Origin of the sequence: Caballeronia udeis (genome assembly GCF_001544555.2) — a bacterium.
Classification (GTDB): domain Bacteria; phylum Pseudomonadota; class Gammaproteobacteria; order Burkholderiales; family Burkholderiaceae; genus Caballeronia; species Caballeronia udeis.
Genome location: NZ_FCOK02000007.1, coordinates 50,403 through 69,153, shown reverse-complemented (window position 1 = coordinate 69,153; position 18,751 = coordinate 50,403). Strand labels below are relative to the sequence as shown.

General features: G+C 63.7%; 14 protein-coding genes. 12 read left to right on the top strand and 2 right to left on the bottom strand.

Features of this window, described 5'->3' with window-relative positions; translation table 11 throughout:
• The first annotated feature begins 71 nt into the window (after positions 1 to 71).
• Together AWB69_RS07520 and AWB69_RS07515 are read left to right on the top strand one after the other, a co-directional pair.
• The gene (locus AWB69_RS07520) at positions 72 to 536 is read left to right on the top strand and encodes a response regulator (RefSeq protein WP_062083863.1); all 465 of its coding nucleotides are present in this window, start codon (positions 72 to 74) and stop codon (positions 534 to 536) included.
• Positions 537 to 672: 136 nt separating this feature from the next.
• On the top strand, positions 673 to 2,613 hold the full coding sequence (locus AWB69_RS07515) for a hybrid sensor histidine kinase/response regulator (protein ID WP_062083861.1): 1,941 nt from the start codon (positions 673 to 675) through the stop codon (positions 2,611 to 2,613).
• A gap of 24 nt (positions 2,614 to 2,637) precedes the next feature.
• Here the strand turns inward: AWB69_RS07515 and AWB69_RS07510 are convergent, their stop codons facing one another.
• Together AWB69_RS07510 and AWB69_RS07505 are read right to left on the bottom strand one after the other, a co-directional pair.
• Positions 2,638 to 3,447, bottom strand: coding sequence for an ABC transporter permease (locus AWB69_RS07510; RefSeq protein WP_156528774.1), 810 nt, complete (start codon positions 3,445 to 3,447; stop codon positions 2,638 to 2,640).
• On the bottom strand, positions 3,447 to 4,127 hold the full coding sequence (locus AWB69_RS07505; RefSeq protein ID WP_062084074.1) for an ABC transporter ATP-binding protein: 681 nt from the start codon (positions 4,125 to 4,127) through the stop codon (positions 3,447 to 3,449). Before AWB69_RS07505 ends, AWB69_RS07510 begins: the two co-directional genes overlap by 1 nt.
• 200 nt (positions 4,128 to 4,327) lie before the next feature.
• On the opposite strand from AWB69_RS07505, the gene AWB69_RS07500 reads away from it, so the two are divergent.
• From AWB69_RS07500 to AWB69_RS07455, 10 genes are all read left to right on the top strand, one after another.
• Positions 4,328 to 6,715: an AsmA family protein gene (locus tag AWB69_RS07500; RefSeq protein ID WP_062083856.1), complete on the top strand. Its 2,388-nt coding sequence runs from the start codon at positions 4,328 to 4,330 to the stop codon at positions 6,713 to 6,715.
• Between the two features lie 150 nt (positions 6,716 to 6,865).
• The gene (locus AWB69_RS07495) at positions 6,866 to 7,138 is read left to right on the top strand and encodes a helix-turn-helix domain-containing protein (RefSeq protein WP_062083854.1); all 273 of its coding nucleotides are present in this window, start codon (positions 6,866 to 6,868) and stop codon (positions 7,136 to 7,138) included.
• A complete protein-coding gene (locus tag AWB69_RS07490; RefSeq protein WP_062083852.1) occupies positions 7,135 to 8,412 on the top strand; it encodes a type II toxin-antitoxin system HipA family toxin in 1,278 nt (425 codons plus the stop codon). Before AWB69_RS07495 ends, AWB69_RS07490 begins: the two co-directional genes overlap by 4 nt.
• A gap of 572 nt (positions 8,413 to 8,984) precedes the next feature.
• On the top strand, positions 8,985 to 10,610 hold the full coding sequence (locus AWB69_RS07485) for a methyl-accepting chemotaxis protein (RefSeq protein WP_062083843.1): 1,626 nt from the start codon (positions 8,985 to 8,987) through the stop codon (positions 10,608 to 10,610).
• 12 nt (positions 10,611 to 10,622) lie between these two features.
• Positions 10,623 to 11,120: a chemotaxis protein CheW gene (locus tag AWB69_RS07480; RefSeq protein ID WP_331712661.1), complete on the top strand. Its 498-nt coding sequence runs from the start codon at positions 10,623 to 10,625 to the stop codon at positions 11,118 to 11,120.
• The gene (locus AWB69_RS07475; RefSeq protein WP_231937016.1) at positions 11,117 to 12,700 is read left to right on the top strand and encodes a CheR family methyltransferase; all 1,584 of its coding nucleotides are present in this window, start codon (positions 11,117 to 11,119) and stop codon (positions 12,698 to 12,700) included. The genes AWB69_RS07480 and AWB69_RS07475 overlap by 4 nt, the downstream gene beginning before the upstream one ends.
• Positions 12,693 to 13,547: a chemotaxis protein CheW gene (locus AWB69_RS07470; RefSeq protein WP_082913299.1), complete on the top strand. Its 855-nt coding sequence runs from the start codon at positions 12,693 to 12,695 to the stop codon at positions 13,545 to 13,547. The genes AWB69_RS07475 and AWB69_RS07470 overlap by 8 nt, the downstream gene beginning before the upstream one ends.
• Positions 13,544 to 15,910, top strand: coding sequence for a hybrid sensor histidine kinase/response regulator (locus tag AWB69_RS07465; RefSeq protein ID WP_062083837.1), 2,367 nt, complete (start codon positions 13,544 to 13,546; stop codon positions 15,908 to 15,910). Before AWB69_RS07470 ends, AWB69_RS07465 begins: the two co-directional genes overlap by 4 nt.
• A gap of 26 nt (positions 15,911 to 15,936) precedes the next feature.
• Positions 15,937 to 16,953 carry a chemotaxis response regulator protein-glutamate methylesterase gene (cheB, locus tag AWB69_RS07460; RefSeq protein ID WP_062083835.1) on the top strand — a complete coding sequence of 339 codons (1,017 nt, stop codon included), beginning with the start codon at positions 15,937 to 15,939 and terminating at the stop codon, positions 16,951 to 16,953.
• 34 nt (positions 16,954 to 16,987) lie between these two features.
• Entirely contained in the window at positions 16,988 to 18,115 is a 1,128-nt protein-coding gene (locus AWB69_RS07455) for a diguanylate cyclase (RefSeq protein ID WP_062083833.1), read from the top strand.
• Positions 18,116 to 18,751: the final 636 nt, after the last annotated feature.

Genomic DNA, 18,751 nt, shown 5'->3' with positions numbered 1-18,751 from the left:
ACGTGCCATGCCTGACTGATTGATCCCGCTATCGCGCTTCTTCAAACCCGTCAAACCCGCCATCCCGGACTATGCTGAAACCCATTTTGCTTGTCGAAGACGATCCCAGCGATCTCGAACTGACACTCGTGGCGCTCGGCAAGAGTCAGCTTGCCAATGAAGTGATTGTGGCGCGCGACGGCCAGGAAGCGATCGATTACCTGCGTAGCGAAGGCGAGTGGAGCGTACGCAATCCAGGCAATCCGGCGGTCATCCTGCTCGACTTGAAGCTGCCGAAAATAGATGGCATGGAGGTGCTGGAAACCATCCGTACCAGTGAGGCGCTCAAGTCGATTCCGGTTGTCATGCTCACGTCGTCGCGCGAGGAGCAGGATCTCATTCGCAGCTACGCGCTTGGCGTGAACGCCTATGTGGTGAAGCCGGTCGAATTTAATGAATTTGTGCAGGCAATTGCCGATCTCGGCGTGTTCTGGGCTGTGCTCAACGAGCCGCCGCCCGGGTCCATGCGAGTTCGCCGTCAGTCCGTGCCGGAATGAATCTGGTGCACACTGTCGTCTTCCTCCTGCACGGCGCCCGGCTTCGCGGCCTGGGCCCGCTGGTCCTTTCGTTGTTTTGCCCGATGCGACCCGCCCGGCAGTATCGCGTGCGCCGGTTCGCCTGAGTGCCCTGACCATGCAGCCCTTGCATCTGCTTCTCGTAGAAGACAACGCGCTCGACGCGGAACTGACCTTGACGCAGTTGGAACGCGCCGACTATAAGGTCGACGTGCAAATCGTCTACACGGAGCAGGGTTTCATAGCGGCGCTGGAAGCATCCAGCTTCGATGTGATCCTCGCGGACTTCGTGATGCCGGTGTTCTCCGGCGTCGAAGCGCTGGCGATCGCTCGCGAGCGTGTGCCGCATACACCGTTCATCTTCGTCTCCGGCGTGCTGGGCGAAGAGCATGCAGTCGACATGCTCAAGCGGGGCGCCACCGACTACGTCCTGAAACAGCGCTTGCAACGGCTGCCGGCGGTCGTGCGGCGTGCGTTGACCGAAAGCACCGAGCGCCAGCAGCGGATTGCGGTCGAACGCGCGCTGCGCGAGACGGAAACGCACTTTCGCTTGCTGGTGGATGCGCTCAAGGACTACGCCGTCATCACGCTCGATCAGGAAGGCCGCATACGGACGTGGAATGCGGCGTCGGAACGGATTCTCGGGTTCGCGGCCCACGACGTGGTCGGGCAGTCCGCCGAGGTGTTCTATGGCCAGGAAGATCGCGATACCTGCGTATTCGCCCGCGAACTGGAAACGGCCCAGGCCGAGGGCAGTGCGAGCGACGACCGGTGGCTGTGGCGCCGCGACGGACGCTCGTTTTTCGCCTCGGGCGTCACGACGGCGATTCGTGCCGATAACGGCGACCTGATCGGCTATTCGAAGATCATCCGTGACGTCACCGAAGAGCACATGGCCGCCGACGCCTTGCGCGTGGCGAAGGAGCAGGCGGAGACCGCAAACCGGGCGAAAGATCACTTCCTGGCGGTGCTGTCGCACGAATTGCGCACGCCGCTGACGCCTATTGTCGCCGCCGTACGTTTGCTGGAAATTCGCCACGCGCTGCCCGCCGACGCGCAGGCGACGCTCGAGCTGATCCGGCGCAATGTGGAACTCGAAGCGCGCTTGATCGACGATCTGCTTGACCTGACCAGCATCGCGCGCGGCAAGCTGTCGCTGAACTTCGCGAATGTGGTGCTGGAGACGCTGATGTCGAGCGCGCTCGATATGTCGGAGTCCGATCTGCGCGGCAAGGGCCTGACGCTGGAAACAACCTTGGGCGCTACATCCACGCTGGTTTTCGGCGATGCCGCGCGCTTGCAGCAGATCGTGTGGAACCTGATGAAAAACGCGGTGAAGTTCACGCCGGCGGGCGGGCGTATCGCGGTGCGGATGTGGAATCCTGATGCGTCGACCATTGCGATTTCGGTAACCGACAGCGGTATCGGGATCAGCGCGGAAGCGTTGCCGCGGATTTTTTCGGCTTTCGAGCAGGCGGATGATTCGATCACCCGGGCATTCGGCGGGTTGGGGCTGGGCCTGGCTATCGCCAGTACGCTTGCGTTGAAGCATGGCGGGACGCTGACCGCCCAGAGCGATGGGCGCGACAAAGGCGCGCGGTTCACGCTGACGCTGCCGCTCGTCAAGTCAGGGGCCGAGGACGAAACGTCGCCTCTCGCGGCAAAGGACCCGGATGAGATCGTGCGGTCGCTGAAGGTGCTGCTTGTCGAGGACAACGAATACACGTCGTCGGCCATGGCGCAGGTGCTGGAGGTGCTCGGGCATCAGGTCGGCGTGGCCACTACGGTCGCCGAGGCGCTTGCTTTGGCCGGGAGCGAAACCTTCGACCTGCTGGTCAGCGATATCGGCCTGCCCGACGGCAGCGGGCTCGAGGTCGCCCGTGCGTGGACCGGCTTGCAGCCCGGAAAACCATCGGTTGCGATCACCGGCTACGGCATGGACGAAGACATCCGCCGATGCCGCGATGCCGGGTTTTTGGATCACCTCACCAAGCCGGTCGACTTCGCCCGCCTGGAGTCGCTGATTCACGCTTTGGCGAGGCGGCCGGGCGGCACGTAGTTCGCCGGCTGTGTCCGGGTTTTTTCACCCGCGCTTCGGCTTTTCCCGCTCCACCAGCTTCGACGCCATGAACCGGTGTTCCGGCGAGAACAGCCGCCGGTAGGTCAGCAACACGGCGCCCACCGTTCCGAGGGCCGATGACGCGGCGATAAAAAACATGATGACGATCTGATACCGAACTGCCTGCAGCGGCGATTGCCCAGCCAGCACCTGACCTGTCATCATGCCCGGCAGACTCACCAGTCCCACGACGGTCATCTGGTTCAATGTCGGGATCATGCCTGCGCGTACGGCCTGACGCGCAGGCCCTTGCGCGGCTTCCCACCGCGTCGCACCGAGCGCGAGCGACATCTCCACCGCGCCGCGTCCCGCTGTCAGTTCCTCCGTCATCCGCTCGATGCCCAGCGACACGCCCGTCAACGTGTTGCCGAGGATCATCCCGAGAATAGGGATGGCGTATTGCGGCTCGTACCACGGATGAATCCGGATCACGACGAACAGTCCCACCGCGGCCACCAGCCACGAACTCACCCAGATCGACACGACGCTGTCCACCCGCTGCCCAAGGTATGTGCGCCTTCCGCGATTCGATGCCGACAGTCCCGCTATCAGCGTCATCAACGCCATCAACGGCAATACGACGTACCAGCGTGAAAACTGGAAGACCCAGCCGAGCACGTACCCGATCGCGAGCAGTTGCACGACCGTGCGCACCGCTGCCCATGCCAGCTTGCGCTCCAGGTCGAGCTTCAGCGCAACCGACAACACCCCGTTCACCGCGATCAGCGCCGCCGCGATCGCAATGTCGAGCAGGCTCAGGTTCTGATAGCCGATCATGACAATGTCCCCGCGGTCATCACTAGCTGGCGCTCGCCCACACGCAGCGCCTGCGCAGGATCATGCGACACCCAGATGCTGGCGCGTTCACCCCGTCGATCGTCGAACCAGGCACCGACGAGCGCTTCTATTTCCAGCGCGGAAGCCGGATCGAGCGATGCAGTCGGTTCATCGAGGAGCAGCACGTCGGGGTCCACCTGCAGCACGCGTATCAGCGCGGCAATTTGCGCTTCGCCGCCCGATAGTTCGCTCGCGCGTTTATCGAGGAAATCGGCTTGGCGGCCTGCCCGGCGGGCCAGTATGACGACCCGCTCGCGATCAAAGCGCACGTCGCGATAAACCTTCAGCGAAAACGGATAGCGCAGGTTGTCTTCCACGCTGCCATCGAGCATGGCCGGGCGTTGCGCAATGTAGGCCACCCGGCGCCGATACGCTGGAATACCCGAGCGCACGATGGTTTTTCCACGCCACTGGATCACACCGTCATCGACAGGATCGAGCAGCGCAAGCGCACGCAGGAACACGCTCTTGCCCGAGCCCGACGGCCCCGTGACAACCGCGCGCTGGCCGCCGGACAAGCTGAACGCGGTGGGATGCAGCAGGAGCAGGTCGCGCACGGGATCGCGACGGGTGAGCGCTGTCGCGCGAATCAGGGGGGTGTCGGCTGGCGTGGACATGGCGAAGACATGCTCGGCGAATGATCTCGGAGCGCAATCATAAATCACCATTGCTTAAGCAAGCCCTGGATCAGGTATCAGCTACCAGGGGTGGGCGCGTTACGATCGGGCTTTTCAGGCGTCGGGCACGGCGGGACCGGTATCATCGCCGGGCACGGGATGTGCTGTGCGGTTTTTCAAGAAAAATTAATGGAGCTGCTATGGCGCCGGGCCGGAAAATCAGAACAACAGCCGCGTGGATCGTTGCAGTTCTGATCATCATGATTGCCGTGCTGGTGATCGTGTTCCTGACGTTCGACTGGAACCGGGCCCGTCCCTGGGTCGACGATAAAGTCTCGCAGGCAATCGGGCGGCAATTCCAGATTACCGGCGACCTGAAGGTCGGCTGGCAACGCCCGCCTGGTGAAACCGGCTGGCGCCGCTGGGTTCCATGGCCGCGTTTTTCGGCGGAAAAAATCACGGTCGCGAATCCCGACTGGACCAAACAGAAGTATTTCGCGACCCTGGACGAGATCGATTTCCAGGTCGAGATCCTGCCGCTGCTCGCGCACGACATTGTGATTCCATCGATCAACCTGGTGAATCCCTCGATCGATCTGGAACGCCTCAAGGACAACCGCAATAACTGGACGTTCAAGTTCAAGCAGTCGACCGGACCGTCAACCTGGAACCTTCAACTGCATGACATCGCGCTCGACAAAGGCAATATCGCCTATGCGGACGAGATCACGAAAGCGGACATGCAGGTGGTGGTGAATACGCTCGGCCAGGTGATTCCTATCGGCGATGTCATGAAGCAGCAGGAAGCGGCATCGCAGAAATCGTCGGCCCAGATGGTCGGCAAGAGCGGCGCGGCCAAGCTGAACCAGCAAGTCGGCGAAGCGGCGGCATCTGAGGCAGCGGCTGCGTCGGCTGCATCCGCGGCGTCGGCCGCTGCCGCTGTGAATGCGAGCGCGCCAAACCCGGCAAGCGTCCCGGCGAACACCAGCATCGCCACGAAGGAAGGACCGAAGCCGTCCGTGCAGTCTTATGGCATCGGCTGGTCGGCGAAGGGCAAATACAACAGCGTGGAGGTGTCCGGCGACGGCAAGGTGGGCAGCGTGCTCGCGCTGCAGGACGCCATGCGCCCGTTTCCCGTGCAGGCGGATGTTCGTATCGGAGACACGCATATTGCATTTGTGGGGACCGTGACGGACCCGGCCCATCTCGCCGCGCTCGACTTGAGGCTGTGGCTGCAGGGCGTGAGCCTGGAGCATTTGTATCCGATCGTCGGCGTGACACTGCCGGCGACACCGCCCTATTCAACGGAAGGGCGGCTCGTCGGCCAGTTCCGGGCTGACGGCAACGTCTTCAAGTACGAGAACTTCACCGGGCGCGTGGGCGGCAGCGACCTGAACGGCTCGCTGACGTTCACGGGAAGCAAGCCGCGGCCCCAGCTGTCGGGCGAACTGGTGTCGAACCTGCTGCAGTTTTCCGATCTCGCACCGATCATCGGGGCGGACTCGAACGCGAGCAAAGCGAAGCGCGGCGACACGGCAAAACAGCCGTCGTCGAAGGCGCTGCCGACCGAGGAGTTCAAGACGGATCGATGGAAGACGATCGATGCCGACGTGAAGTTCACCGGCCGCAAGATCATCAAGGACCCGGCGCTTCCGATCACCGACCTCCATGCGCACGTGGTGATGACAGATGGCGTGCTGTCGTTTGAACCGCTGGCATTTGGCGTGGCGGGCGGGACGCTGTCGTCGGATATTCACCTCGATGGCAGTAAGGAGCCGCTCCAGGGCCGCTTTTCTACCTCGGCGCGGCATCTGAAGCTCAAGGAGTTGCTGCCGACCGTCAAGACCATGCAGTCGGCGCTGGGTGAAGTGAACGGGGACGCGGCGTTATCGGCGACGGGCAATTCGCCCGCCGCACTCGCCGGAACCATGAACGGCGAGGTCAAGACGCTGATCACCGAAGGCACGGTCAGCCGGTTGTACATGGAAGCGGCGGGGCTGAACGTGGCGAACGCTGTCTATGAAAAGCTCTTCGGCAAGCACGATGTCAAGATCAACTGTGCGGCAGCGGATTTTGTTGCGACCAATGGTGTGCTGGAATCGCGCGTGTTCGCCCTCGATACCGACGACGCCGTGATCAACATGGACGGCACGGTCAATCTGAAGACCGAGGAGATGGATCTGAACATTCATCCGCACACGAAGGGTTTCCGGGTGTTCTCGCTGCGCTCGCCGCTGTACGTGAAGGGGACGTTCAAGGACCCCCATGTAGGCGTAAGTGCCGGCGCGCTGGCGGTGCGCGGCGCGGCGGCGGTCGGGCTCGGTCTGCTCAACCCGTTTGCCGCGCTGATCCCGTTGATCGCGCCGAGTAACAACAAGCCGCTGCCATGCACGCAAATGCTTGCCGACATGCGTGCTGCGCCGTCCGCACCGCCGCCGGGGCAGAAGGAGAAAGGGAAGGGTGCCCCCGCGTATATGGAGCCGGGCGTGGCGAATCCGGCGGCTGCATCGTCCGGTAGTGGCAAGGGTGGCGCGGCCCGGCCGGCGACGCCCACGCCGGCTAGTGCGGCGTTTTATCGTGGAAGCTGATTTCGGAGATCAATTTGCGCATCTTGGCGCGCATTTATTCATAAATATATGAAATTGCGCAAAATAATGCGCAAAACCGAATAAGAATTCCACGAACGGAAGTGCGCATAATAGTGCGTAAATGAAAGAAGTAGCCTATGATTGCGCATCATGACGCGCAAATATACGGACCCCATCAGCAATTTCGAGCGTGTGGCAGCGGAACTCCGCTCGCTGCGGCGCGAGCGTCGCATGAGTCAGCAGACGCTGGCTGATCGTGCCGGCGTGTCCCGGCGCACAATCACCAATGCGGAAGGCGGGCAGAACGTGGGCCTTCATGAGCTCTGCCGGATCGCCAACGCGCTTGGCTACGACTTCACGCTGCGTCCGAAAGACACCGTGGTCTTCGAAGATCTGGACTTCTTCTTCAGGGAGGACGAATGAGCACGCCGTCGTCGCTCAAGCCTGCGCCGCCGTTCGACCTGGAACAGCTCTTCGACAAAATCCGCCGGCTCGACGTCCACACGCCGCAGGGCATGGCCGGCTTGCTGGCGAAGGAGAGCACGTTCGTCTTCAATTATGGTGAGGTCGAGCCGGACGCGGCTGTGTCGCTGACCATGCCTGTGCGGCGCAAGAGCTACAGCAGCGGCGCGCTGATGAACGTATTCGCAATGAATCGACCGGAAGGTTACCTGCGGTACATCATCGAAGAACGGCTGGCGCGGTTCGGCACCCCCAGCGACATGTTCCTGCTGTTCCTCGCCGGGCGGAACCAGATCGGCAGGCTCACCTATGCGCTGCACGGCCAGACAGTGCCCGAAGGCGAGGGCGAGCGGCTGGACGAGTTGCTGTCCTCGCCATCGGGACAATTGTTCGAACGGCTGGTAAGCAAATATGCCCTGGGCTCGGGCATTTCCGGCGTGCAGCCGAAGACGGTGGTGCCGCTCGCTCCCGAGGTTCCCGCCAGCGTCGCAACGCTCGACGCCCACGCGGCCTTGCCGCTGACCACGGTGATCGTGAAGGCTGAAGGAGATGACTATGCGGGGATTGCCCGCAACGAATTCCTGTGCATGTCGGTGGCGCGCGAGGCGGGCTTCGACGTGCCGGATTTCTGGCTCTCCAATGACGGCTTGCTGTTCGTGATGGCGCGTTTCGATCGTGCGCCCGACGGCACGCCGCTCGGTTTCGAAGACATGAGCGTGCTGACCGGCAACGACAAATACCGCGGCAGTTACGAGATGATCGGCCGGGCGGTGGAGGTCTACACCGGCGCCGATTTCCGTGCGCAATCTATCCGCCTGTTCGAGCGTGTGGCGCTGTCGTGTTTTCTTCGCGATGGGGACGCGCACATGAAGAACATCGGCATTATCTATGCCGATCCCACCGGGCCACGTCGGCTGTCGCCCATCTACGATGTCGTCTGCACGGGCATCTATCCGTTGCTCGACGGCAGGATGGCGTTGAACCTGAACAAGTCGAAGGTTTTCCCCGTGCCCGGGCAGCTGATTGCGTACGGCGAGCGCCTGGGCCTGAAACGCGCTGAGGCGCAAGCGATCCTGCTGCGTATCGACCAGGCATTCGACACCGTTGCTGAACGGCTGAGCCAGGACGATCGATATAAAGCCGACGATTTGCTCACGCGTATTCAAGAGGTGATCCGCCGGACCGGCGCGATCCCCGTCGCGCGGGCGAAGCGTCCGGCGTTCCGTCTTCCCTGAACATCGGCGTGTGCAGGGCGCTTTTCAGTCACGGAGTTTCAATCGTGCTGCATCAGTGCAGTGACTTAAGCGTCGAGCCCCGGGCTTATCAACAAGCCTGCCCACAATTGCTGGGGATAACTCGCCAGTCGTTGCGCGGGCGGCAACGTGCCGTCAGCAGCCGCTCTCGCGTGGTTCAAAACGGATCGACCCGGAACTACGCTTATTTATCAAAGGCTTAAAAAGATAACCTCACGCTTGTCCACAGGGCCTTCAACAGTTTGTGTGCACAACTTCGCCGCCGGAAACGATTCGATCCGCTTGGTCCCCGCGCTTTGAAGCAGAGCCTGAAAACCGTTTCCATTCAATGCGTTCCGGGGTTTGTCAGAAGGTTGTCAACAGGGTGGTCCCCAATTTCTGTGCACAACTTTGGCGGGTGACGTCATTCGATTAGCGCCTGGCGGACAAAAGCCTGTATTTATCCGCAAATCGTTTCGTTTTCCGTCTTAAAATTGCGCCGCACCCTTTTTGAGATGGGGTGCGGTGCGCCCACTGCCGGCGCTTGCGCCCAACCCTACTGAAAAGGTTCATGCGTGAAGCAGTTAACCATTCGAAATCGGATTCTTGTGAGCTTCGGCGTGATTCTCGCGCTGATGCTGGTCATGGCCGCCTGTTCATACATCCTGCTCGGTGCGATCGACCGTGATGCGCGCAGTCAGGAAGAGGATTCGTCGCCGGGCGTCTATCTCGCAACGACGATCCGTGCGGCGTGGTTCGAAAACTACACGGTGGTCCAGCGGCTTATTTTTATCGATAACGATCCGGACCAGATCCGCCGCGACACGCAGCGCATCGCGGAAACCCGTGAATCGCTTGACAAGCTGCTCGACCAGTACGCGGCCACGGTGTTTGAAGACACCGACCGGCGTCTCTTCAACGATTTCAAGCAGCAGCGTTCCCTTTATGCTCCGATCGCGGAGCAGATCCTGGCCGATTTGCCGGGGTCGAAGGCGGCTGCCGCGGCGGCCTTCAATACTCAACTCACGCCCGTCTGGGAAACCGGCCGGACCGTGGTGCGGGCGCTTGTCGAGCACAACAACGACCAGCAGACGGCCTCGTCGAAGAGCATTCGCGATTCCGTCCGCCAGGCCGAGATCACGTTGCTAGTGGTCGTTGTGGTGACCATTCTGGTGGCGGCATGGGCCGGGTTCCTGCTGCTCAGGGCGATCGCCGTGCCGATGCAGCGGCTGGTTGAAGTTGTCGATGCCATGCGCACCGGCGACCTGTCGCAGCGGCTTCAGCTGGAGCGCGGAGACGAGTTCGGCGCACTGGGAGCGGGCTTCAACCGCATGACCGATGAGCTCACCGGTCTTGTTGGACAGGCTCAGAAGTCGGCGGTGCAGGTCACGACATCGGTGGCTGAAATTGCCGCTACCGCTCGCGAACAACAGGCTACCGCAAGCGAAACCGCCGCGACGACGACCGAGATCGGGGCCACGTCGCGGGAGATTTTTGCGACGTCGCGCGACCTCGTGCGCACGATGAACGAAGTGTCGAACGTGGCCGAACAGTCGGCGCTGCTGGCCGGTACCGGCCAGGTGGGCCTCACGCGGATGGAAGACACCATGCGGCTCGTGATGGAAGCGGCCGGGTCGGTGAACGGCAAGCTCGCGATCCTCAACGAGCGCGCGAGCAATATCAACCAGGTGGTGGCCACCATTACGAAGGTCGCCGACCAGACCAACCTGCTGTCGCTGAATGCGGCGATCGAGGCGGAAAAGGCCGGCGAATATGGGCGCGGTTTCGCGGTGGTGGCGACCGAGATCCGCCGTCTCGCAGACCAGACAGCCGTCGCCACTTTCGATATCGAACAGATGGTGAAGGAGATCCAGTCGGCGGTTGCGGCGGGCGTGATGGGCATGGACAAGTTCTCCGAGGAAGTCCGCCGCGGCATGACGGACGTGCAGCAGGTCGGCGGGCAACTGTCGCAGATCATCCAGCAGGTGCAGACGCTCGCACCGCGTTTCGTGATGGTCAATGAAGGCATGCAGACGCAGGCGACCGGCGCTGACCAGATCACGCAGGCGCTCGCCCAATTGTCCGAAGCCGCGCAGCAGACGGCCGAGTCGCTGCGCCAGTCGACGCAAGCGATCGACGATCTCACGCACACCGCCAATGGACTGCGCACCGGGGTGTCACGCTTCAAGGTGGCGACGTGATGACCCGCGCGCTTGCCGATTTTTCGTCTGGCTGCTGAGACCATGCTCTTCGTTCAGTTCACGCTCGATAACGACCGTTATGTGATCGACAGTTCGCAGGTCGAACGCATGCTGTCGCTCGTGCCGCTGAAGGCGATGCCCGGCGTGCCGGACTGGATCGCGGGCGTACTGGATTACGAATCTTTACCGGTGCCGGTCATCGACCTGGCCGCGCTTGCACTTGGCCGGCGTTCACACGAGCGTTTGTCTACGCGCCTGGCGCTGGTCCATTACCCGCACGAGACCCTGACGGGCGTCGAACACAAGCGCCTCGGCATCTTGCTCGAGCGCGCCACGCGCACGCTGACGCTCGATCGCACCGCATTCAGGCCCGCCGGTGTCGAGGCGGCGAACGCGCGTTATCTCGGGCCGCTCGCACGCGACACGCAGGGCCTCGTTCAATGGGTACGCATTGAACACCTGTTGCCGGAACACGTGCAGGCGCAACTCTTCACGCAGAGCGAAGCATGAAGCAGCTTTCCACTTCCGATCAGGCCCGTCGGGCGGCGCAGGCGTTCCACACCCACCAGGCGATGAATGAAAGCCATCGCGAGCCGCTCCCGCACGCGCGGGTCATGCAGTTCGCCGGGCTGTTGCAACGGACGATGGGTCTGGACCCCACGTCTATCGGCGAGAAAGCGATCGAGCGGGCTGTCTCGGACCGGTTTGCCGCGTGGCGCGCAGCGGGTGCCGATGGTCTGGACGAGTCGCGCGCGAGCATTGAAGCGTTCTGGCTTGTGGTGAATGGCATACCGGAGCAATTGCAGGCGTTGATCGAAGCGGTGGTCGTGCCGGAAACGTGGTTCTACCGCGACGCCGAGGCGTTCAACGCGCTGGCCAGACTGGCGCGTGTCCGGCTTCTCGACCAGCCGTCCAAGCCGGTGCGGATCCTGAGCGTGCCTTGCTCGACGGGCGAGGAAGCTTACACCGCGGCCATGACCATGCTCGATGCGGGAATTTCGCCCGAGCGCTTTTCCATCGATGCAATCGACATCAGCGGCCGGGCGCTCGATATCGCCCGTCACGCGCACTACGGCAGCAACGCGTTCCGTACCCGCGGACTTGGTTTTCGCGAGCGTTTTTTCGTGCCGGCCGGCGACCAGTGGCGGCTTTTGCCTGCCGTGACGGAGCGGGTGCGATTCCGCCAGGCAAATCTGCTGACGCTCGATCCGCTGACGTTCGAACCCTTCGATTTCGTCTTTTGCCGCAACGTGCTGATCTATTTCGGCCGGGCGACGCAGCACACGGCCATGCGGGTACTGGACGGCCTGCTCGCGCCCGGCGGGATGCTGTTTGTCGGGCCGGCGGAGACAGGGCTGATGATGCGTGAAGGCATGGCGTCGGCGAAGCTGGTGCTGGCATTCGCGTTCGGGCGTCCGGAAGGCGGGTTAGGGGACAAGCTGGCGGGCGGCGCGCGGCCGGCGGCGGGCGGTGAGCGCGGCTGGGACGAACAGGGGTTTGGGCCACGGCCGCGGGCGCTGTTTGCTGCCATCGCCAGTGCCGAGAGGGCAATGGAACTCGCCGCGCGGGTAGCGATGCCAAAGGCGCCGATTGCCGGATCGAGCGGGGCTGCCAGCGTGACCAATACGTTCGGCCATCGGGCCGTGTTGGCGATGAACCTGAACGATGCACCCGGCCGCCCTTTCTCATTCGGCTCGCCCGCTACCGGTGCGCCGCGTGCAACGCCTGAAATCGCGACGAACGCGCCGGTTGCCGTCGAACCGGGCACGCTCAGGCAAGCTCAGGTACTTGCTGACGCCGGCGCTTTGCCCGAAGCCGCCGATATCGCGCGGAGGTATCTCGAGACGCATCCGGCCAGCGCCGACGCGTACTACCTGCTCGGCGTGATCGCGGATGCGCGGGGTGAGCAAAGCGACGCGAGAGGCTTTTACAAACGGGCGCTTTATCTCGCCCCTGGACATGGCGAGGCGCTGACGCATCTCGCCGCCGTGCTCCGGCTCGAAGGTGATCGTGCGGGCGCGCAATTGTTGCTGGCGCGGGCCGAACGTGCTGAACGCGCTGAACGTTCATCAGGAGGCCGCCATGAGTGATCCACGCGACCCGCAATTCGTGAGCGTCGAAGCAGATGAAACAGCAGCGCATATTGATTTGGTCTCAGCTTCGGCCGAACCATCGACGTGGCGCTTCGATGCCCCGATCGACGACTGCTGGAACCGCATCGGCGTTCGCGGCGACGGTTCGTGCCCGCGTCTGGCCGGTTACATCCACTGCCGTAACTGCCCTGTGCACGATGCCGCCGCGGCGCGCGTGCTGGACCGTGAAGAAGTCGCCGATGCCGTGCTCGGACACGAGGGCTTGCATCGCCAGACGGAGCAGTCGCTGAGTGAATACGCGGCCCGCGAGGCGGATGCCACGTCGTGGCTCGTATTTCGCATCGGCGACGAATGGCTGGGTTTACCCACCACGATTTTCCAGCAGGTCGCCGAGTTGCGGCCGATCCACTCGCTGCCGCACCGGCGCCACCGGGCGGTGCTCGGCGTGGTGAACGTGCGCGGGACGTTGCTCGTGTGCGCGTCGCTGGCGCGCTTGTTCGGAATTGCATCGGTGGTCGGGCAGGACGGCCGCAGACCTGAGCGGCAGGGCCACCAGCATGGCATCGACGCCCGGGATCTTGCGCGCCTGCTGGTCGTTGAGCCGGGCGGCGAAGCCGGTGAGCTGGACGGATCAGGCAACAACCCCGGCAACCCCATCGTTTTCCCCGTCGATGCCGTCGATGGCGTGCATCGGTTCGCTCGTGCGGATTTTCAGCCCGTCCCGGCGACCATAGCCAGCATGTCGGCGTCGCACGCGCTGGCGGTGACGGCGTGGAAGGGCGGGACGGTGGGCCTGCTCGATGCGGCCAAACTTTTCGAGACCTTGAACCGGAGCCTCACATGAGCGGCGCTGAAACAGGCCGCGGCCAGCCGTCCCTCATCGACTTGTTTCGTGAAGAAGCGCGGGTGCAGGCGCAGATCCTGAGTGACGGCCTGCTCGCGCTGGAACGCGCTCCGCGCGATCCGGTGACGCTTGAAGCCTGCATGCGGGCAGCACACTCGCTGAAGGGCGCGGCGCGGATTGTCGGTGTGCCGGATGGCGTGAGCCTTGCGCACGTGATGGAGGACTGCTTCGTCGGCGCGCAGCAAGGGCGTGTGGGAGTCGATGCCGGCATGATCGACTTGCTGTTGAGCGGCGTCGACCTGATCTTGCGGATCGGCCAGGCGTCGGGTGACGAAACCCTGTCGCAGATGGACGTGGACGCATTCGTCGACGCATTGAATGCACGGATGGACGGTCTTACCACCGCACCGCCCTCATCCGTTTTTGAAGCGCCTCAGGCTGACGCTCACGTCGATTTATCGCATGAGCTGACGCTCCCGGCGCCGGCGGTTGAGGAAACTCAGGAAGCAGTGGAAGCCGCAGAGGCCGTGGAAGGCACATCTCACCAGCCGGCCCGCTCCGTCGAGCTGCGTGAGCCGGCTCGCATGCTGCGCGTTCGTGCTGATACGCTTGACCGTTTGCTGAGTCATTCGGGCGAATCGCTGGTTGAGTCGCGCTGGCTCAAACCATTCGCTCAATCCATGTTGCGCGTGAAGCGGATCCAGCGCGACGCAAGCAGGGCGCTCGATTTCCTGCACGAGTCGCTGACCGAGGCGGCGACCTCGGCCTCGACTGCATCGGCAGCTCCGACCGCGGCGCTCGACGCGCGCACGCTCGATGCGCTGGATGAAGTCCGCCGTCTCAATGCGGAAGCGCATCGCCAGCTCGGCGAGCGGCTGGCCGAGCTGGAAAACTACGACCGGCGCTCGACGCATCTGTCGCAGCAACTCTATGACGAAGCGCTCGAATGCCGGATGCGGCCGTTCGTCGATGCCACTGGCGGTTTTGCGCGCATGGTCCGCGACGTCGCGCGTTCGCTCGATAAACAAGTGCGCTTCGTGATCGCCGGTGAAGCGACGGAAGTGGACCGCGACATCCTCGACCTGCTCGAAGCGCCGCTCGGCCATTTGCTGCGCAACGCGGTCGATCATGGGATTGAAGCGCCACCGCTGCGCCGGGCGCTTGGCAAACCACCGGAAGGCACGATTACGCTGGAAGCCCGCCATAGCGCAGGTTCGCTTTTCATCAGTGTCAGCGACGACGGCAGCGGCGTGGACCTCGACGCGCTGCGTCGGGCTATCGTCCAGAAGCGCCTGGCCAACGAGACCACGGCCGCACGTCTGACGGACACCGAACTACTTGAATTCCTGTTCCTGCCCGGCTTCTCCATGCGCGACACCGTCACCGACGTCTCCGGCCGCGGGGTTGGCCTGGACGCGGTGCAGGACGTCGTGCGGCAGGTGCGCGGCAACCTGCGTGTCACGCAGGAAGCGCTCGTCGGCACGCGTTTCGCGATGCAGTTGCCCCTGACGCTGTCCGTGATCCGCAGCCTGATTGTTGAAGTGGACGGCGAGCCGTATGGGCTGCCGCTTGCTCACGTCACTCGCACGCTGGTGCTGCCGCGGGCGTCGATCGACCTGCTCGAAGGGCATCAGCATTTCGCGTTCGAGGGCCGGCGGCTTGGCATCGTCACGGCTCACCAGATCCTCCGCTCAGGCACCTTCGATACCGTCAGCGATACGCTCAACGTCGTCGTGATCGGGCAGGGCGCGGCGAGCTACGGCGTGGTGGTCGACCGCTTTCTCGGCGAGCGCATGCTGGTCGTGCAGCCGCTCGACAAGCGCCTGGGGAAGGTACCGAACATCGCGGCGGGCGCGTTGATGGAAAACGGCGATCCGCTGCTCATCGCCGACCTCGACGACTGGCTGCGAGCGGTCGAAAAGCTGGTCGTCGACGGTGAGCTCGGGCGTGTCTCGCCGGGCACGGCGCGCGTGGTCGCCGCGGCGAGAAAACGCGTGCTGGTGGTCGACGACTCGCTGACCGTGCGTGAACTCGAACGCAAGCTGCTGGCCGGGCGTGGGTACGACGTGACCATTGCCGTCGATGGCATGGACGGCTGGAACGCCGTACGCAGCGAGCGTTTCGACCTGGTGATCACCGATATCGATATGCCGCGCCTTGACGGTATTGAACTGGTGACGCTGATCCGGCGCGATTCGCAACTGCGCGAGACGCCGGTAATGATCGTGTCCTACAAGGATCGCGCGGAGGATCGCCAGCGGGGACTGGATGCCGGCGCGGACTATTATCTGGCGAAGGGCAGTTTCCACGATCAGACCTTGCTCGATGCCGTGCGCGATCTGATTGGCGAAGCGCAGTCGTGAGAAAACACTAAAAAGAGAGGCGGGCGATGAAGATCGGGATCGTGAACGACATGCCGCTGGCGGTGGACGCCTTGCGAGGGGCGCTGGCGACCCGGCGCGACTTCGAGGTGATCTGGGTCGCGAGCGACGGCGCGCAGGCGGTCGACTACTGCACCGCGCAGAAACCGGACGTCGTGCTGATGGACCTCGTGATGCCGCACATGGACGGCACGGAAGCCACACGCCGGATCATGCGCGAGACGCCGTGCGCGATCCTGATCGTGACGGTGGATGTAGGAGCGAATGCGTGGCGGGTCTACGAGGCGATGGGCGCGGGCGCGCTGGATGCCGTCGACACGCCGGTGCTCGCCGGCCCGGACGCGAAGCGCGGGATCGCGGCGCTGACCGCCAAGATCGACCAGATTGCCGCACAACAGGCCACGAAAGCGGCTGCGAATCCGCTTGCAGCCGCGCCACGCATTACCTCGGGCACCGACCTGCTCGCGATCGGCGCGTCGGCGGGCGGTCCAAGCGCGCTGGCGACGCTGCTGGCCGCGCTGCCGGCCGACTTCGCGCCGGCCACGGTGATCGTCCAGCACGTGGATCAGTCCTTTGCGGCCGGCATGGCGGGCTGGCTGAACGAACAGTCAACGCTGCCGGTACGCGTCGCGCGCGAGGGCGACCGGCCGGAGCCGGGCTGCGTGCTGCTCGCGGCGACCAATGACCACCTGCATTTTTGCGGCAGCGGCCAGCGGCTCGGCTACACGAAGGAGCCGCTGGCGACGCCGTACCGGCCGTCCATCGACGTGTTTTTTCAGAGCGTGGTCGCGAACTGGAGCGGCAATGCGGTCGGCGTGCTGCTGACCGGCATGGGCCGCGATGGCGCTGCGGGCCTCGCGGCCATGCGCGCCAAGGGTTATCACACGATCGCGCAGGACGAAGCGACATGCGCCGTGTACGGCATGCCGAAAGCAGCCGCAGCGCTGAATGCGGCGGTAGCCATCCTGCCGCTCCCGAATATCGCGAATGCCGTGCAAAAGGCGTTTGCATCGTCGCGCAAATGACGCGCTCGAACTCGACTCAGAACAGGATTCAGTCATGGAACATCGAAATGCAGATCCGCTGGCGGAGCGCGCACGGCGCGAGCAGGCCGGCCCGGAATCTCGTCCGGAAAGCCCGGCGGCCCCCCTCGATGCCGCAAAGGAGGCGCGTACGGCCGCCGATCTGCTTGCCGATGCGCTGAATGCGCCCAGCGCCGCCGAGAGCGCGGTCATGGTGCTGCTGGTCGACGACCAGACCATTGTGGCGGAAGCGGTGCGCCGCGCGCTGGCGGATCAGCCGCGGCTGGATTTTCATTACTGCGCCAACCCCGAGGACGCGTTGCATGTCGCGCAGGTCACGCGGCCGACCGTGATCCTGCAGGATCTGGTCATGCCGGGCGTGGACGGACTGACGCTGGTGCGTCAATACCGCGAGCACGCGGCAACGCGCGACATTCCGATCATTGTGCTGTCCACGAAGGAAGAGCCGCGCATCAAGAGCGCCGCGTTTGCCGCGGGCGCCAACGATTATCTGGTGAAGCTGCCGGACAGCATCGAATTGATTGCGCGGATCCGCTATCACTCGCGTTCGTATCTGAACCTGCTGCAGCGCGACGAGGCGTATCTCGCGTTGCGGCAATCGCAGCAAAAACTGCTCGAAACCAATCTGGAACTGCAGCGCCTGACCAATTCGGATGGGCTGACGGGTTTGTCGAACCGCCGCTGCCTGGACGATTACATGAGCGCAGAGTGGAAACGCGCGGCGCGCGAACAGTCGTCGCTCGGCTTCCTGATGATCGACGTGGACAACTTCAAGTCGTACAACGACACCTACGGACATGTAGCAGGTGACGACGTGCTGAAGCTCGTCGCGCGCGCGATTGAATCGAGCCTGAACCGTCCCGCTGATCTTGCCGCGCGTTTTGGCGGCGAGGAATTCGCGGTGGTGCTGCCGTCCACCGCGGCTGGCGGCTTGCGCCTGCTCGGTGAAAAAATCCGCATGGCGGTGGAGGCGCTGGCAGTGCCGCATACGGGTTCCGCCGGTGGGCGGGTGACGATCAGCGTAGGCGGCGTCATGCAGGTGCCGCAGCCCGGCGAAGACATGAAGCAATTGATCGAAGCAGCCGACCTGGCTTTGTATCGGGCGAAGCGTGACGGGCGCAATCGGGTGGAAGTCGGCAATTGAGCGGGGCGGCCGGGAGCAGTTCCGCTCGCCTCGCCAACGACGCTTTCACCGATGCCGCGCGCATGCGGAAACTGATCGGCACCATGCGGGCGTAGGCGCTCTGGTGGCTCTTGCGCGCCTTGTCCCGGATGATCGGGACGAATTTGAGGTGCTGTGAACAATCGGACGGGTCCGTCGATGCATCGGCCGGCCGGTTGCCAAAACCGTTGACGATCCCTCAGCACGTGAAGCCCCTGGAGCCTCGCTGACGCGCAACAGCCTGACGTGGGGCGTGACTGCGAAACCCGGGTGCGAGCCGACGCTGACGGCAGCGGAAGAAGCCACCGCGGCAGCTGTTACCACATCGTTCGATGCAACGAGACCGGTCAAGGGAGCGCTCCACGGATCGGTCGGCTGAACGGGGGCGCTGACCGGCGCTTTCGCCGGTTCGCTTGGTTTAGCGACGGGCGTGCTGCGCTTGAGCCACGCGTCATGAGATGCGATCAGACCGGGCGAACGGCCACGCGGTGTTTCATTCCAGTCGGAGCGATCCTTCGCGAGAGCGGAGGGTGCCTCCCGGACGGTTGTTGCTACCGAGCGTGGCGCATTCTCCGTTGCGGCCGGTCGCGCCTCCTGCGTTGATGCAGACGCCGGTGA

Excerpts from the sequence above, each read along its gene's own strand:
- AWB69_RS07515 (WP_062083861.1), top strand. The coding sequence starts at position 673 with ATGCAGCCCTTGCATCTGCTTCTCGTAGAAGACAACGCGCTCGACGCG.
- AWB69_RS07455 (WP_062083833.1), top strand. The coding sequence starts at position 16,988 with ATGGAACATCGAAATGCAGATCCGCTGGCGGAGCGCGCACGGCGCGAG.
- AWB69_RS07490 (WP_062083852.1), top strand. The coding sequence starts at position 7,135 with ATGAGCACGCCGTCGTCGCTCAAGCCTGCGCCGCCGTTCGACCTGGAA.
- AWB69_RS07500 (WP_062083856.1), top strand. The coding sequence starts at position 4,328 with ATGGCGCCGGGCCGGAAAATCAGAACAACAGCCGCGTGGATCGTTGCA.
- AWB69_RS07520 (WP_062083863.1), top strand. The coding sequence starts at position 72 with ATGCTGAAACCCATTTTGCTTGTCGAAGACGATCCCAGCGATCTCGAA.
- AWB69_RS07505 (WP_062084074.1), bottom strand. The coding sequence starts at position 4,127 with ATGTCCACGCCAGCCGACACCCCCCTGATTCGCGCGACAGCGCTCACC.
- AWB69_RS07470 (WP_082913299.1), top strand. The coding sequence starts at position 12,693 with ATGAGTGATCCACGCGACCCGCAATTCGTGAGCGTCGAAGCAGATGAA.
- AWB69_RS07475 (WP_231937016.1), top strand. The coding sequence starts at position 11,117 with ATGAAGCAGCTTTCCACTTCCGATCAGGCCCGTCGGGCGGCGCAGGCG.
- AWB69_RS07465 (WP_062083837.1), top strand. The coding sequence starts at position 13,544 with ATGAGCGGCGCTGAAACAGGCCGCGGCCAGCCGTCCCTCATCGACTTG.
- cheB (WP_062083835.1), top strand. The coding sequence starts at position 15,937 with ATGAAGATCGGGATCGTGAACGACATGCCGCTGGCGGTGGACGCCTTG.
- AWB69_RS07495 (WP_062083854.1), top strand. The coding sequence starts at position 6,866 with ATGACGCGCAAATATACGGACCCCATCAGCAATTTCGAGCGTGTGGCA.